This is a genomic window from Kineococcus deserti (assembly GCF_050871945.1).
Classification (GTDB): Bacteria; Actinomycetota; Actinomycetes; order Actinomycetales; family Kineococcaceae; genus Kineococcus.
The window spans coordinates 24,789-39,598 of sequence record NZ_JBJLSI010000022.1 but is presented as its reverse complement, the minus strand read 5'-3'; the positions used below and the strand labels follow the sequence as shown (position 1 = coordinate 39,598).

At 69.1% G+C, this 14,810-nt stretch carries 13 protein-coding genes; 2 read left to right on the top strand and 11 right to left on the bottom strand.

The genetic code is table 11. From position 1 onward, the window contains the following. Positions 1–37 precede the first annotated feature (37 nt). The 5 genes from ACRYR2_RS16370 to ACRYR2_RS16350 all read right to left on the bottom strand — a co-directional run bounded on the left by ACRYR2_RS16370 (position 38) and on the right by ACRYR2_RS16350 (position 5,026). Positions 38–877: a carbohydrate ABC transporter permease gene (locus tag ACRYR2_RS16370; protein ID WP_432564001.1), complete on the bottom strand. Its 840-nt coding sequence runs from the start codon at positions 875–877 to the stop codon at positions 38–40. A 71-nt stretch (positions 878–948) separates the two neighbouring features. Then, positions 949–1,872 (bottom strand): carbohydrate ABC transporter permease, encoded by a 924-nt coding sequence (locus tag ACRYR2_RS16365; RefSeq protein WP_432563953.1) that lies wholly within the window; start codon positions 1,870–1,872, stop codon positions 949–951. 67 nt (positions 1,873–1,939) lie between these two features. After that, entirely contained in the window at positions 1,940–3,268 is a 1,329-nt protein-coding gene (locus ACRYR2_RS16360; RefSeq protein WP_432563952.1) for an ABC transporter substrate-binding protein, read from the bottom strand. Positions 3,269–3,404: 136 nt separating this feature from the next. Continuing rightward, positions 3,405–4,583 (bottom strand): substrate-binding domain-containing protein, encoded by a 1,179-nt coding sequence (locus ACRYR2_RS16355; protein WP_432564000.1) that lies wholly within the window; start codon positions 4,581–4,583, stop codon positions 3,405–3,407. A 239-nt stretch (positions 4,584–4,822) separates the two neighbouring features. Next, positions 4,823–5,026: a hypothetical protein gene (locus tag ACRYR2_RS16350; protein WP_432563951.1), complete on the bottom strand. Its 204-nt coding sequence runs from the start codon at positions 5,024–5,026 to the stop codon at positions 4,823–4,825. A gap of 390 nt (positions 5,027–5,416) precedes the next feature. Here ACRYR2_RS16350 and ACRYR2_RS16345 point away from each other — a divergent pair, with 390 nt between their 5' ends. Next, the gene (locus ACRYR2_RS16345) at positions 5,417–5,842 is read left to right on the top strand and encodes a hypothetical protein (protein WP_432563950.1); all 426 of its coding nucleotides are present in this window, start codon (positions 5,417–5,419) and stop codon (positions 5,840–5,842) included. Positions 5,843–5,985: 143 nt separating this feature from the next. On the opposite strand, the gene ACRYR2_RS16340 is transcribed toward ACRYR2_RS16345, so the two are convergent. From ACRYR2_RS16340 to ACRYR2_RS16330, 3 genes are all read right to left on the bottom strand, one after another. Beyond that, entirely contained in the window at positions 5,986–6,240 is a 255-nt protein-coding gene (locus ACRYR2_RS16340; protein ID WP_432563949.1) for a hypothetical protein, read from the bottom strand. 901 nt (positions 6,241–7,141) lie between these two features. After that, positions 7,142–7,513 carry a hypothetical protein gene (locus ACRYR2_RS16335; protein ID WP_432563948.1) on the bottom strand — a complete coding sequence of 124 codons (372 nt, stop codon included), beginning with the start codon at positions 7,511–7,513 and terminating at the stop codon, positions 7,142–7,144. Positions 7,514–7,894: 381 nt separating this feature from the next. Further along, positions 7,895–8,335, bottom strand: coding sequence for a WhiB family transcriptional regulator (locus ACRYR2_RS16330; protein ID WP_432563947.1), 441 nt, complete (start codon positions 8,333–8,335; stop codon positions 7,895–7,897). 788 nt (positions 8,336–9,123) lie between these two features. Between ACRYR2_RS16330 and ACRYR2_RS16325 the strand changes: the two genes are divergently transcribed. Continuing rightward, a complete protein-coding gene (locus tag ACRYR2_RS16325) occupies positions 9,124–9,597 on the top strand; it encodes an XRE family transcriptional regulator (protein ID WP_432563946.1) in 474 nt (157 codons plus the stop codon). On the opposite strand, the gene ACRYR2_RS16320 is transcribed toward ACRYR2_RS16325, so the two are convergent. The 3 genes from ACRYR2_RS16320 to ACRYR2_RS16310 all read right to left on the bottom strand — a co-directional run bounded on the left by ACRYR2_RS16320 (position 9,598) and on the right by ACRYR2_RS16310 (position 14,729). Next, a complete protein-coding gene (locus ACRYR2_RS16320) occupies positions 9,598–9,918 on the bottom strand; it encodes a hypothetical protein (RefSeq protein WP_432563945.1) in 321 nt (106 codons plus the stop codon). Between the two features lie 329 nt (positions 9,919–10,247). Then, positions 10,248–14,267, bottom strand: a complete 4,020-nt coding sequence (locus ACRYR2_RS16315) for an FtsK/SpoIIIE domain-containing protein (RefSeq protein WP_432563999.1) — start codon at positions 14,265–14,267, stop codon at positions 10,248–10,250. 279 nt (positions 14,268–14,546) lie between these two features. Continuing rightward, positions 14,547–14,729, bottom strand: a complete 183-nt coding sequence (locus tag ACRYR2_RS16310) for a hypothetical protein (RefSeq protein WP_432563944.1) — start codon at positions 14,727–14,729, stop codon at positions 14,547–14,549. Positions 14,730–14,810 lie beyond the last annotated feature (81 nt).

The following is a 14,810-nucleotide window of genomic DNA, read 5'->3' as shown; positions in this document are numbered from 1 at the left end:
CTGTCAGGTCCGCCCGGTGGGTCGGCCTGGCCGGCGGTCAGCCCTTGACGGCGCCGGAGGTCATGCCGGCGACGATCTGCCGGTTGAAGAACAGGTACAGCACCAACGGCGGGATCGTGATGAGCAGGACGTCCATGAACAGCAGGTTGTACGAGGACAGGTTCTGGCTCTGGAAGTTGAACAAGGTCAGCTGCACGGTCGCCCCGGCATCGCCGGGCAGGAAGTACAACGGGGTCTGGAAGTCGTTGAACACCGCCACCGACTGCACCAGCACGACGGTCACCAGCACCGGGCGCAGCAGCGGCAGCACGACGCGGAAGAACAACCGCAGCGGCCCGGCCCCGTCCAGGATCGCCGCCTCGTCCAGTTCCCGGGGGATGGTGGAGATGAAGGCCCGGAACAGCAAGACCGTGAAGGACAGGCCGAAGGCGACCTCCACCAGGATCAGCCCCGGCATCGTGCCGAACAGGCCCAGCCGCTGCAGGACCCAGATGGTCGGGACCACGGCCGGCGGCATGACCAGCCCGGTCAGGACGAGGAAGTTGACGACCCCGGTCCAGCGCGACTTCCGGCGCTGCAGGACGAAGGCGACCATCGCCCCCAGGACCACCATGACCGTGACGGCCGCGACGGTCAGGACGGTGGAGTTGATGAAGGCGATGACCAGCAGGTAGTTGCGGGTCTGGAGGACGTCGATGAGGTTCTGCCAGACCTGCGGGTTGCGGGGCCAGGCGAATCTGAACTCCCCGGCCTGCTGGGCGTCCATCGCCGCCACCAGCACGATGAAGGCGAAGGGGACGACGAACACGACCAGGCTGACGACGATCGCCACGGTGCCGACGCCGTAGCGGTACAGCGCCGCGCGCGGCCCTCCCACCTTCCCCCCCGACCGCGCCGTGGCGTTCGGGGACAGGAGTTCGGCGGCGTCGGCGGGGCTGCTGGTGGCGCTCACAGGTCGACCTCCTTGCGGGCCAGGAACCGCGTCAGCGGGAAGACGATGGCGGTGACGGCGACGAAGAGGATGACGTTGCCGGCGGTGGACAGGCCGTAGAAGCCGGCCTGGTACTGCTTGTAGATCACCGAGGCGATGACGTCGGAGGTGAAGCCCGGGCCGCCCTTGGTCATCGCCCAGATGAGGTCGAAGGAGCGCAGGCCCCCGATGAGCGAGAGGGTGATCACTGTCGAGGTCGCCGGCCAGGACAGCGGGAAGATGACGTTGCGGAACAGGGTCCACGAACCGGCACCGTCCATCTTGGCGGCCTCGTAGTACTCCTTGGGGATGGAGACGATGCCGGCCATGTAGATGAGGGTGGCCAGCCCGACACCCTTCCAGACGTCGACCATCGCCACCGAGAACAGCGCCAGGTCGGGGTTGGTCAGCCAGCCAGGTCCGTCGATGCCCAGCACACCGAGGGCGGCGTTGATGGCGCCCTTGGTGGGGTTCATCAGGACCTGGAAGGTGATGCCGACTCCGACGGTGGAGACCAGGACGGGGAAGAACACCACGGCGCGCAGGAAACCGCGTCCGACGATCTGGGAGGTGAGCAGCAGGCCCAGTCCCAACCCCAGGACGACCTTGGCTCCGGAGGTGATGATCGCGTAGACGAAGGTGTTGACGAACCCCTTCGTCAGGGCCGGCTCGGAGAAGAACTGCGTGAAGTTGCCGAACCCGATGAACTCCGAGGTGAAGATGGTCCACCGGGTCAGGGCGAAGTAGAACGACAACAACGTCGGGATGAGGAACAGCAGGCCGTAGACCACCGCGGCGGGGGCGTAGAACCAGCCCGGGTAGGGGCTGCGCCGCCGCCGCGGGCCACGGTGGGCCGGGGCGGTGGAGGTGGTGCCGGGAGTTGCGGACGTCGTGGTGGCCACGCGTGTCACCTTTCTGGAGCTGACCCGTCCCGGCCGCCGGGAGCCGGGACGGAGCGGGCGGTGGCGCTCACCAGCCCTCGAGTCCGAGCTGCTGGGCCTGCTTTTCCACGTCCTGGTCGTACAGGGCCGCGCCGTCCTCGGCGGGGCGGATGCCCGAGCCGACCTCGACCAGGATCTGCTCCAGGGCCGGGCCCTTGATCGGCGAGACGTACTCCAGGGCAGGCGATTGCTTGCCGGAGTCGAAGTAGGCGCTGACGTCCTTGGTGATCTGCGGGACGTCGGTGGGCAGTTCACAGCCGTCGACCAGGTAGGGCCCGGTGGGAACGCTCTCGGTGGACTGGATGTCGCAGGACTCAGGGGTCACCAGGTAGGCCAGGAACTTCTTGGCCGCCTCCAGCTTCTCGCCGGTGGTGGATTTCGGCACGTACACCCCGCCGGGGAACCAGGCGGTCAGGCCGTTGGTCGCGGCGTCCTGGCCGGGCAGGGCGAAGAACCCGATGTCGCCGATCTTGTCCGGGGCGACGCTGAGGATGGTGGCGACGTTCGTCGACAGCAGCGGGTACTGCGCACCCTCGCCCGCAGCGAGCATGCGGATGCCGTCCTCGACCTTGGCCGAGGCGTAGTCGGAGTTGACGAGCTGCTCGTCGTGGATCTGCTGGGTGTGCTGGAAACCCTGGATGGCCGCCGGATCGGTGGCGTACTTGGCCTTGCCGGCGGTGTAGTCGGCGGCGAAGGCGGGATTGGCGGCGGCGACGTTGTGGAAGTCGCCCAGGACCAGCAGCTGCGAGGTCCACGTCTCGCCGTACGTCTGGACGACCGGGGCGATGCCGGCGGCCTTGATCTTTTCACTGTTGGCGATGAACTCCGCCCACGTCGTGGGGACCTGCAAGCCGAGCTGCTCGTAGACCTTGCGGTTGTACAGAACTCCCCCGCCGAAGGCGGTACCCATGGGCACCCCGTAGACCTGGTCACCGGCGCTGACCTGGGGGGCGAAGCTGTCGTCGACCCCGTCCAGGAAGGACTCACCGGTCAAGGGCGTCAGGGTCGCCTGCGGCGCCAGCTGCTGGAACAGCGAGCCGCTGTTGTAGGCGAAGACGTCGTCCATGCTGTCGGTCTGCAGCCGGGTCTTGACCAGGTTGTCGCCGTCCGCGCCCTGCGGGCGGGTCTCCACCTCGACCGTGACGTCGGACTGGGAGGCGTTGAAGCCGTCGGCCAGCGCCTCGGCGGTCGACACGGTCTGCGGGGCGTTGTCCACCAGGAAGGTGATCGACGTCTTCCCCTCCTCGCCGTCGGAGGAGCCGAGACTTCCTGCGCTGCAGCTAGACAGGATGAGCGGGGCCAGGGCGAGGGCGGCCAGGCCGCTGAGGGTGCGCGTGCGGGTGGGGCGAGGGGCCACGGGGGTCTCCACATCGAGACGGTCGCCGGGAGGCGAGGAACCAGCGGATTGAGTGAGACGCTTCATTACTGGAACGGCATGAACGTACGTCGTGGGCAACGTTTCGTCAAGGCATAGGCCGCCTGGGGTTCCCGCCTCAGCGGGCCGTACGTCCGGCGCTGCTCTCCCGGACCAGCAGTGACGGGCGCACGACGACCCGGCGGTGGACGTGGTCGTCGCCTTGGGCGAACTCGTCGGCAAGCAGCCGCACCGCCGCCGCTCCCATCTCCTCACCTTCCAGACGGACGGTGGTCAGCGGAATCGCACCGCCCCAGGCCCGCGCGTCGTAGTCACAACCCATGACCGCGATGTCCCCGGGGACAGACACCTCCCGCTCGTGCAGAGCCTGCACGACCGAGGCGCCCAACAGGTCGGTGACCGTGATGACGGCGTCGGGCCGCCGATGCGTCGGCAGGGCGAGGATCTCCTCGGCTGCCGTGCTGCCGTCCCACTCCCCCAGGACCTCGGTGCCGATCTCCAGCAGCCTGACCCCGCGGCCGGCTTCCTGCACGGCCCGCCGGACCCCGGCCCGCCTCTCGTGCACCGGCTGCAGGTCGTTCAGTTCGCTGACCCACGCGATCCGCCGGCGCCCCAGCTCCAGCATGTGCCGGGCGGCCAGGTACCCCACCTGCTCGTTGTCGACCAGGACCGTGCAGCCGTCCGACCGCCCGGAGTCGTAGTTCAACACGACGACCGGTGTGCCGTGCCGGCGCACCCGCTGGACGCCGGCGGTGGCCGGGTCGCTGAGCGGGGCGAGCAGGACCCCGCGCACCCGGGCGCTCTCGAACAGGTCCAGATGCGCGTCCTGCTGGGCGTCGTCGCGGTCACTGTTGGTCACCAGCAGGCTCACCTGCCGGGCCGCCGCCTCCCGCTGGGCTCCACGGGCGATGTCGACGAACAACGTGTTGTACAAGTCCGGCACGACCAGACCGATCATCCGGTTGTCCCCGCCGGCCAGGGAACGGGCGTTGGCGTTGAGAGTGAACCCCAGCTGCTCGATGGCGGCTTGGACCTTCTGCAGCGTCGCCGGCCGAACCTGCTCAGGATGGTTCAGGACGTTGGACACCGTCCCCACCGACACCCCGGCCACGGCCGCCACCTGCACCATGCTGGGGTTCGTCCGCACAGGGCGAGACGAGCTCTCCCGGGAGAACCCCAGCCGCTCGATGGCGTCGCGCACCTTCGCGATCGTCGCCGGCCGCACCTTGTGCGGGTGGTTCAGGACGTTCGACACGGTGCCCACCGAGACACCAGCCAGCGTCGCCACCTCGACCATGCTGGGAGAGCCCCCCCGCACGCGCATCGGCTTCGTCGCTTCCACCCGGGGAATCCTACGGTGACCGATAGCCCGCTAAGCCAAAGCCGCACCCGCTGACCATCACGCTGTCGGCGCCGCCGAAACTGACGCAGCTGCCCGAACACTTAGTGCTTCGCGCAGTGCAGACCCAACCTCAGTTGCCCCAGTCGCCACAGCCCGGAAGCTCTGCAGGCCCGCAGCAGCCGGTACAGCCCGCCTCATATGTCGGGATCGGGGTGGAAGAAGACGCACTCCACCGCACGCCGCGGCCAGGCCGTGACCCAGCCCAGCACCTCGCCGACGTAGCCGTCGCGAAAGCGCGCCCGGATCCGGACCCGCACCCACCCGGCGGGCACGGTGACGTCCGGCCCTCGGTCCGGCCAGGGCGCCTGCGCGAGGTGGACGGTGTGCGGATCAGCCATACTCGAACAAGCGTACGAACAACAGGAATGGGAAGTGATGATGGTGGGTGCCGGCGGGGTGGTCAGAAGGGGCGCGTCGCCGCCGTCCACACCGTTCATGTCGGCACCTACGCCGACCAGCATCCTCGCCCCGAGGGGCTTGACCGTGAATCGCCGACGCGGACGACAGACTGAGGGGAAGGTGCGGTCGAGGCGTTCGATTCCACCCCGCCGACCTCACCCACGCCTCCGGCGGTCAGAAGGTCATCGACCAGCAACCGCACCGCATCGACTGGACCTGGTGCGTCAGGTCCTTCACGCCCTGCCCGAACCGGGGCCGGACAGTCTCGAGGTATCCGCCGCGGTGAACTCCCCCTCCTACGACAGCCGTGACCCGAGGACACCGGCCTCATGAGCCCCCACCGCGGGCGCGCTCGCCAGGTCGGTGACCCCGGCGCGCCACAGCGCAGCGGCTACGTGCCCCCAGGCTGGCCGGCGCAAGTGCTCCCCCCGGCGATCGAAGACTGGGAACTGAGCGCGGTGGCCTGGATCCTGGGCCACGGGGCACCGGAGTGGCACCTGCCGGAGTACGAAACGCTGCGCCGGCACCCGCTGATGCTCACCTGGTGGTTCCGTCAGTGGGCACAGGCGAACCTGCAGGCGGCCCGCGCAAGCTGGCAAGGACTGCGTGAGGTGCAGCAGGCCCCTGACCCCGACGCCCACCGGCGGCATCTGGCAGCAGTGACCGCGGTGGGCCGGGACCTGCGGGCGCAGGCCCACGCCGCCGAACTGATCGAACGGGCCATGCTGGGCGAGCTGTTCGTTCCCCGCCTGTGACGGCCTGCCACAGACCCGACACGCCCTAGAGGGATTTGAGTCAGCCGCAGGCATCGACCTTGGGATGCAAGGTCAGGTCGTGCACATGGCTCTTCCTGTCGGTGTCCCGGTCGTGCGGGTTGAGGCAGCCCGGCGGGCATGCGTCAGGTCCTCACGTCCGGGGTGGTGAGCTGCCAGCCGTCGCGCAGGCCGCGGCGCCCGTGCTGCAGAAAGCCGTGCTGGCGCAGCCAGGCCGTCCGCTTTTGCCAGACCCGATCCCCCACGCCCGCCTCACCGGCCAGCACGACCGCGGTGAAATCACCGGGGATGGTCGCGGTCCAATCCGCCGCCGCGGCCAGCGTCCACACCACGCTGGTCAGCGACGTCCGCGAGGGTGCCGGCAGTTGGGCGCGAGGCACGGTACGAACCACCCCTAGCACGGTCCGCGCCCACGCCACAGCCGGTGGGGTCATGTCCCGCGAATCGGTCGGCAGCAGCCTCACCCCGTCGTGCGCCGGCTGTAGCGTCATCGGATCCACCCGGTGCCAGTCGGCAACGTTGACGGGCGGGTCGATGGGCTGGTCGATGGGCCGGGGCGGGGACGCCGACGGCGTTGCTCCACCGAGGCGAACCGTCGCCCCCAGCGCACCGCGAAAGCCTCCAGCTCCTCATCAGCGCTGCAGGCGGCCAGCTCCCGGTCCTCGGACGCAGTCCAGGGCCGGCCGTGCCGGTGCGCGGTGGGGATGGTCCGTGCCTGACGGGCCCGCTGTGAGGCGCCTGGGGCCGGTTCAATGCTCACCTTTAAATGATCGGCCACCGGCGTTTACCTCTGCACCGGCTGGGTCGGCGCACCACCGGATCAGCCCAGCCACCGGATCAGCCCGGCCGGGCTAGGCAGCAGGCTGTGCAGAGGCCACAGCCAGAGCTCGAGCGCGCCGCTCACGCACTAGCAAGGCCACCAGCGCCGGCGGCGGCAACGCCCGCCGAACCTGCCGTCCTCCCTGCTCGCTGACTAGCGCCAGCGGGCAGGACACCCCCACCCGTGCCAGCTCGACGGCCACCGACCGCGGAAGCACCTCATCGGCTTCTAGTGGCAGCAGCCGTCGCTGCATCCCGTGAGGAAGATGCGACCACCACTGAGCCAGAACCTCGACCATCTCCTGCGTGACGGCGTCTGCCTCACTGACGTCCCTGGCCGCCAGCGCAGAACGATCAGGGCTCGGCATCGATGTCGGCAGCATCATGGCTGCACTGTCGCCGTCTCCGTCGAAGAGCGCCTCTCGAGCACTTGATCAGCGCCGAGCTGGGCGATGCCAGGCGTCAGCGGTCCCGCCCCTGCAGCGGTGTCTCCTGCAGGCCACCTTCCAGGCGAGCATGGGCGCTCGCGGGCTGGAGCAGGACGCGCGCCACCGCCTGCAGGGCAGGATCGTCCGAGGTCAAAGACCGTCGATCGGCGATGGAGGTGAACAAGGTGGCCAGGCTTTCCAGCAGGTCTGGGGTCGACGGCGTTCCTGCAGCGGCCGCTTCCGCGCCTGCCTGACCGAGGCCATCGCGCAAGTGCAGCAGATAGCGGGACACCAGGTGGCTAAGAAACTCTCCGTTGTCGTCGCCTGGGGTAGCAAGGTGCTGCAGGGCATGACGTCGGTAGGTGTTCATCGCCGAGGTTTCGTGCTGGGTGAGTGCAGTGTTCATGAGGACTACTCCAAGGGTTCGGGTTCGCGAGAGGTGGGTTAGGCGCACACCCGCGCAGGGTGGCGCAGTGTCTAGCGATGCCGCCGGCACCGTCGTTAGTTGCGCCACTGGCTGTCTCGTCGGTTGTGTTGCCGGCGAGGTTCTGCCGAGGTGTGGGGGTATGCGCGGGGAACGACCCTCCGCCGCCGCGCAGCTCCGTGCGGTTCAGCGGTGACGGCGAAGGCCGTTGCCGGGGGGTCAGCCCTGCGTGGTGGCGGGTACTCGATCGGCGACGGTGGGAACCAAGGCGGCAGTGATGCTCATGCCTTGTCCTCCAGTTCAGCTCGATCGGTGATTTCCGAGTCAACCCCATGGTCATCCCTCGGCGCAACCCCGACCGCGTCACGTGTGGGCTGTCGGCTGGGTCGGCTCTTGCAGATGGTCCGGCGTGGCGGCGCTCCTTGAGGGCGGCGCTGCCGCGCCGTCCTGGGTGACGGTGCGGGCCGCCGGCTGCGTCCGACGCCGGCGGCGTGGGCGGTGGGGTTGTCGCCGGAGCTGGCGGACCAGGCGGTCGCGCGCCTGCTGCGTGGTGCCCCCGGCGGTTCCCTGGCTGTAGGTGCCGTTGCTGGAGGTGGCGCCGACTTCGAGGCGAAGGATGGTTTCCAGGCACCGCCGGCGCACCGGGCAATCCCAGCAGATGCGCTGGGCTTGTCGTTGAGCTGCAGGATCTTCGGCGAAGAAGAGCTCGGGATCGCTTTGGCAGCCGCGCATGCGTGTCTGCTTCAGCTGGGCCCGTTCGGCGTTGACCTCTTGAAGCAGCCGGTGCCGGCTCGCGGCCTCCACCGACCAGTGCACTCGCAGGAGCGGGTCTACTGACGCCCTGGTAGTCGCTGTCCCCATCTTCGGTGCTGATGTTGGCGCTGGCGTTAGTGCGGGCGCTGGCGCTGTCAGGGTCTGACGCATGGTCGGTTCCTTCGGCTCGAACAGTGGCATGGGAGGAGCGGCGAGGATCGGTGGGCTCCGTCGACGCGGGACAGGTTGGGCCGGGGCGACGCATGAATGTCCCTTCCCATCGATCTGCCTCGAAGCCGCAGCACCAGAACCTCCAAACGAAGGGGCGCGGTGACGGTCGAATGGTGCTGCTGCCCCGATCAGGTCGACCAGCGGCGAAGGTCGACGAAGGACCCGGACCGCGAGACCAGGAGGGTGCACAACAAATTGACCAGGAAAAGTGAATCGAAGGGTGCGCCTGAAATTTCGTGTTCATCTAAATGAGCGGCCCGAAGATGCCTAGCTCCAGAGCCGGCATCGCTCATTGCCTGGCGTCGGAGCCCGCACCGCACCGTCATCCCCCTGCGAGGGCAGCAGTGATCGCTGATGACGGAGTCGCACTACGGGGGCACCTCACCGGTCGACCACGACCAGCGCCCGGCACCACCGTCTGGACCGCCGCCCGCCCGCGGTCGATGGGGCGAAGGGCTGGCTGGCAGGGCCGGGCGACCTGCTTGAACCAGTGAGCATCCGGTACCGCCGCCCGCTAATGTGATCATGCAGTGCTGTGCGCTGCGGCGCTGGCTGCGAGGCAGCGCGTGGAAGGTGTGGGCCCGCCGGACGGGCACGAGGAGGCCCCGATGGCAGGCAGTGCGACCGGCGGCCGCGGAAACCGGCTGGTCCTTCGACGCCTGCAGCAGCTTTTCGACAGCACCACCGGCGCCTCAGGCCACCCCTCGACCGGTCGAGGGATTTCCGAGAAGGCGAAGTCGCTGGGCTATGACTTGAGCACTTCCTACATTTTGTCTTTACGCAACGGCGACCGGACCAATCCCAGTCTGGAAGCGCTGGAGGCTCTTGCAGCGGTCTTCTCGGTCCCGATGAGTTACTTCTTCCTCGACGACCCTCTCGATCAGATGCAAGCCGACTCCGCCGTGCTGGCGGCCATGCGCAACAGCACGGTGCGGGGGATCGCCCTGACCGCGGCGCGGATGAGCCCGCAGGCCCAACAGGCCTTGGCCACCATGGCCGGCGAACTGCAGCGCATGGACACCGCCACCACTGCTGAGGCAACGGTGCGAGGACTGGGCGTCGGCCGGCGGCCTGCCGGGTAGTCACCGCTGCTCACCGCCTGAGGCCTGCATCGCCTCACGCGCCCGCCGGCGCTGGCGCCCGGCCACCGCCGCCGCCAGGGCAAGCAGCAGCATCGCGCCGCCTACCGCGGCTCGGCGCAGATCCAGGCCGGCGCCACCGGCGGCGGGAAGAACCAGGAGCACGTCGGGGCCGGTCGGCAAAAGGATCCGCCGGTCGAGCAGTTCGGTCACGAGGCGATGCCAGGTCGCGGCGGCACCGCCGACGACGACGAAGAGGGCACCGAGGATGACCAGGGCGATCCTGTCCTGCTCGCTGATGGCAGGGTCTGGGAAGCGACTCATCGCAGCCTCCTACTGAGCGGGGAAGGTGCTGTTGATTGGGGTCATGTCGTGGCTGCCTTTCGGCTGGATGGGGCGAGGTCGGTTCGTTCTGTCCTTACCTACGGCAGGTAGCCGCCTGGTGAGATCTGTGACACCACCCCGGGGGGTTTCCTCTGGCGGTGCACAGCCCCCGTGGCGGCTGGTGAGCATGGACGCCGCAGTCGCGCGCTTGCCGCTGGTCAGGCCCTCGGTGCATGCGTAAGGACTCCGTCGTGCACCGCGTCCACGGCGTTCACGGTGTCGGTCCAGGCAGCAGCCATCTGCGCCCGCTTCGCCGGGAAGGGAAAGCCTCAGCGCACGATGCGCAAGCGCCCCGGCTTGCCGGAGCCGCCGATGACTGCCTGCTGCGGGTCGCATGGGCCGTGTCGGTCCGAAACCGCTGAGGGCGCCGCCCAGCCGCGAGGCGGTACGGAGGCTGCTTCGAGGTGCTCCAGCGGCTCCTGTGCGCCCTCGAGCAGTCGCCTGGCGGTGACCAGAGCGTCGGCGTCGACCGACAGCGAACCTGATTCGTCGTTGTCGTCGCGCCAGTTCAAACAGCGAGCAGTCTCATCATCGACGTCGATCTGCGGATCATCCTCGAGCACGGCCCAGTGGTCGCCGTCCTCATCGAGCAGGACCAGCATGCCCGCCTCCAAGTCGTCGATGAGGAGGTCCTCCACAGAGCCATAACCATTACAGGAGTGAATGTCTGCACTGCCGTCCGAGCCGTCTTCGAAACCATCCTCGAAGTCGACATCACGGTTGTCATCGGAACTGCCGTCCAAGCCGGCATCGAGGCGGGCATCGACATCGGCCCGCCCGGCTTGCTGAATCGATGCTGTGGTCCCACTCAGGACTGCATCGTCGAGGTCCTGAGCAGTGACTTCGCCCATCCCAGAATGCATCTGCTGACCACTCTGGCCGGGCGAGGCGTCGGTCGCGAAGTCGCGTGTGGGAACGGGCGTCCTCCGCTTTCCGGCTGCTGGACCGGTGGTGCGGGGCTGGAGCGTGACGAAGCGTGGACCGGCGGGATCGGGCTCGACGGTGACGGCCTCACCGTACGCGCCGCTCAACGCCTGCACCGGGTCCGCATCGAGACACGCGCCGCGACCGGCATCACCATGCCCATCGTCCCCACCGCCGCTGCCGACACTCCCGTCGCCAACGCCACGGTTCTCGCCCAAGTCCTCACCGTAACCATCGCGAGGAGCCTCGCCCTGCAACCCGTCGCCCGACTCCCCGCTCCCCTGCTCGGCGACCCTGCTGGCGAAGGCCGGTGACATGGTCGATCGCGGCGCGGCCTGCGGATGCAGGGCCAGCGGCACGATGCGGGCCACATGGCGAAGATGTTCGGTGCTGGCCGGCCCGGCGTTGGCGCGCGACTGGCAGAAGGCGTCGGCCCACTGCCGGTACCTGGGCTCGTCCCCCTCAACAGCATCCGAGGGCTGCGGAGGCAGGATGACCAGCGGCTCATGGGCGCGGTGGGTGGGCCACAGCCGCAGCAGCGTGTCGAGGTCGGCGTGTTGGTCGGGGCGGACCTTGCGCGGATCGGGCGTCCAGAACGTCTGGATCTCGCAGGGCCTGTCGTCGCTGTCCAGGGTGATGCCCCGCCCCCGGATGCCGCGTGGAACCGAGACCGCCGCCGAGGGCGAGTCCCACATCATCATCGACCCTTGCGGAGACAACCGGCCCAGGGAGACGCGGGCGCGGAAGTTGTCGCGGCAGTTGTGCGTGGGAATGAACGCCCGCCCGGCCAGGTACAGGTGGGTCGGTGAGTCGACGGTGATGCACCGCACCGGAACCGACGGCACCGGCTCCACAGAGATGACGCACCGGCTCTGCGTCGTCCAATGTTGTCCACCGTGCAGGGCTGGTACCAGCATCCGCTGCTTACCGCTAAGGCCGAACACTTGCCGGTCGAGAGTGAACCGCACCACCCACTTCGATCTGGCTGCCTGGCCATCGGCGACCGAGCCGGGATGCTCGTCCAGTCCCTGCTGGGGGACCTGGTGGACCGTGGGGATGAACCCCAGGGAAGCGGTGAGTTCGGCGAAGCCGTCGATGAGCCGGCGTTCGGTGTGCGTAAAGCTGACCTGCGCTGGCCTTGCCCGCCCGCCAGCGTGATCGCCGCCGCCGGCGCAGGTCCCGTTCGCGTCCAGCAGCCCAGCCAGCAGCTGCTCACGTTGAGCCCGCGAGGCACGCAGGTAGCGCACGGGGACGTGCTGGTCGTACAGCACGCCCAGCGCTCGCAGTGAGGTATCCAGACGATCTCTTCCCTGCCCGAGCCAGCCGGCGGCCACCGCCTGACCGTCGTCAGGGCCGTCGTGACTGCAGGGATCGCCGTTGGCCCGGTGGCCCAGCCTTTCGATCCGCGCGATGGCCTCCCCGTCTGCGGCCGCGATAGCGGCGCACCCCTGGTGCCCGCTTCCCAGCCAGTAGCCCAGCAGCCACGGGTCCACCAGCAGGTCGGCCTCGGGCAGCTGTACCGGTTCGGCGGCCGCGATGGACCAGTAGGCGCCCCCGTATGGCCCGTGGACCGTGCGCGCCAGGTCCCCGGTGCAGACGACCAGCGCCTCGGCGCCTGGGTCATCGGGGAGCGCACTGCCTGGCCCGGCGGCCCGGGAACCGGCCAGCCCACCAGGAAGGCCCTCGATCAGCGACGAACGATCCTTGTCCCATATCAGGGTGCGCGACCGCCCCGCGCGTCCCTCAGCAGCTGGCCAAGCCCACCAGTCATCGGCGTTTCCCTCAGCGGGCCAGGCACCTGCTTGCTGGCTCTTAAGGCTCTGCGGGTTCATCCGACGCACCGCCCACAGATGCTGCTCATCGGCGACGATGCTGGATCCGTCTGAGAACGTCACCCGGTAGCACGGCCGACCGACCGCGACCTCGGTGGTCGCTACGACTCGCACCGGGCGGCCATGCTCGGACAGCACGAAGTCCCCCACGCCGACCTCACCCATCGTGGTCCACCCCTGCGGGGTGGGCAGCGGCGTGTCCGTGGCCAACGCCTCACCACTGAGGAAATCCGCGTCCGGGCGCTGCGTCCCCAGCACCAGGTGCACCCGCGCGGTGCGGCCTTTTCGGGCGATGGACTTGACCTTCTCGATCACCGGCGCCTTGGTCGGGTCACCTCCCTTGCCGGTGACGCGCACCCGGGCGTACCAGTCAATCAGGTTGCCGTAGAAGTCGCGGAACTCATCCAGGACCAACACCACCGGCTCGAAGTCACTCTCATGAGCGCGGCCGTCGATGATCGCCGCGTACCGCTCCTCCATCAGGCGGTGCACCAAGTGGATCGTCGCCACCTGCTCCCCGATCGACGTGGCCACCGCCCGCACATTCGGCCACTGCCGGAACCCCAGGAACTCCACGCTCTTGGCGTCGTTGACGAAGACCTGCCATCCCCAAGAGGCGATCTCGGCCAGCACCCCGTGCAACAGCACGGTTTTGCCCGTGCCGGTGGCCCCCACCACCATCAGGTGCGGATCGATCGCCGGACGCCACATCACCTCCCGGCCGTCCTCATCCACCGCCAGCGCGATGGCGACCCGGTCGTAGTTGCGCAGCACGTCCGGATCGTCACGACCGGTAGGAGCTGGGTGCGGCACGCTCGCCGCCAGGGTGGGACGCACCTCGAAGCGGACGGTGTCGGCCTCCAACTGCCACTGGGCCCGCCACCGCCCCGGCAGCATCGCCGAGAACGTGCGCTCGATCCGGGCCCGCTGCGCCGCCGTCGCCACCCGCGTCCCGGCCTGATGAGCGATCACCACCGCAGACAACTGCAGCTGATCCTGCGCATCGAGCTCGTCGGCCAAGATCGGCTCAAGCACCGCCGTCGGCCCCAGCAACTCCCGCGCCGTCCGGGTGGCGCGCTGCACCACCGGCAACGTCGCCACCACATCCGTCGCATCGGGCAGGCGAGGGCGCAAGGTGAGCCAGCCCCGGCGCCGGTCATGCCCGGCGACCTCGTACTCCTGGCCCAGCAGCCGCCGCACGGTGCTGAGTACCTCCTGCTGCCAGCGCGGATGCTCCACATTGACACTGCCGCGGCTGTAGGCCAGCCGCACCCGTCCAGGTGTCCCCACCCAGGCGCCCCGCCAGCGGCTGGCCTTCACGTGCTCGCGCGAGGGACGGCGAAACCCCAGCAGCGGGGCCACCGCCTCAATCAGCTGGTCGCTCAGCACCCCGCGCCGGCGCGCACGCTCACCACGAAAGCCCGTGCCCACCGCGGCCACCGCGGCCGCGACCGCCCCCGGCATGGCCCACGAGTCCAGCTGCACCAACGGCGCACCGGCGTAACAGCCGACCCCCGCCGCGACTTGCACCATCACCGCCACCGGCCACCTCACCGCCACCGGCCACCTCACCGCCCGCGGCGACACCCCACCTACCCGCGTCACCATCGCGGGCTCACGCCGCGCCCCGAACGCCAACTCAGCGCTCGTAGCCGTCCCGGTCGTTGCCGTCTCCCTCGTCCGACTCGCGTGAGAGGAGGCGAGCAGGGCAGCGCTGAGTGAGTGGGCCATCAGAACTCCTGAATCGCGTAGCAAATGCAGCTACCCGGGTCAGGTACATGGGCGTCGGCGGGTGTGACGGTGCTGACGCATTCACCGACCGCGAAGGCGCACAGCCGAGGCCGCGAAGAAGATCCGCTGCAGTCCGCCGGCACGGGCGTCGTCGTCGCAGTGGACGCCGTCGGTGCGTTGCTGGGTGCGCTTGTCCACGCAGACGCTGTGGTGCTCGTCGGTGTCGTCGTCGCTGGCTCCGCAGACAGCCAGCGACGTCGCCATTAGGAACTGCCGACTGGGACAACGTCAGGACACCGCGAGCGCCGTCGCCGAGGCAGGTCTTGCGGCGCTACGTCACCGCGC

Bases quoted from the DNA above. Each gene is read 5' to 3' on its own strand.
- ACRYR2_RS16325 (WP_432563946.1), top strand. From the start codon at position 9,124: ATGGCAGGCAGTGCGACCGGCGGCCGCGGAAACCGGCTGGTCCTTCGA.
- ACRYR2_RS16320 (WP_432563945.1), bottom strand. From the start codon at position 9,918: ATGAGTCGCTTCCCAGACCCTGCCATCAGCGAGCAGGACAGGATCGCC.
- ACRYR2_RS16350 (WP_432563951.1), bottom strand. From the start codon at position 5,026: ATGGCTGATCCGCACACCGTCCACCTCGCGCAGGCGCCCTGGCCGGAC.
- ACRYR2_RS16335 (WP_432563948.1), bottom strand. From the start codon at position 7,513: ATGAACACTGCACTCACCCAGCACGAAACCTCGGCGATGAACACCTAC.
- ACRYR2_RS16315 (WP_432563999.1), bottom strand. From the start codon at position 14,267: ATGGTGCAAGTCGCGGCGGGGGTCGGCTGTTACGCCGGTGCGCCGTTG.
- ACRYR2_RS16345 (WP_432563950.1), top strand. From the start codon at position 5,417: ATGAGCCCCCACCGCGGGCGCGCTCGCCAGGTCGGTGACCCCGGCGCG.
- ACRYR2_RS16310 (WP_432563944.1), bottom strand. From the start codon at position 14,729: ATGGCGACGTCGCTGGCTGTCTGCGGAGCCAGCGACGACGACACCGAC.
- ACRYR2_RS16355 (WP_432564000.1), bottom strand. From the start codon at position 4,583: ATGGTCGAGGTGGCGACGCTGGCTGGTGTCTCGGTGGGCACCGTGTCG.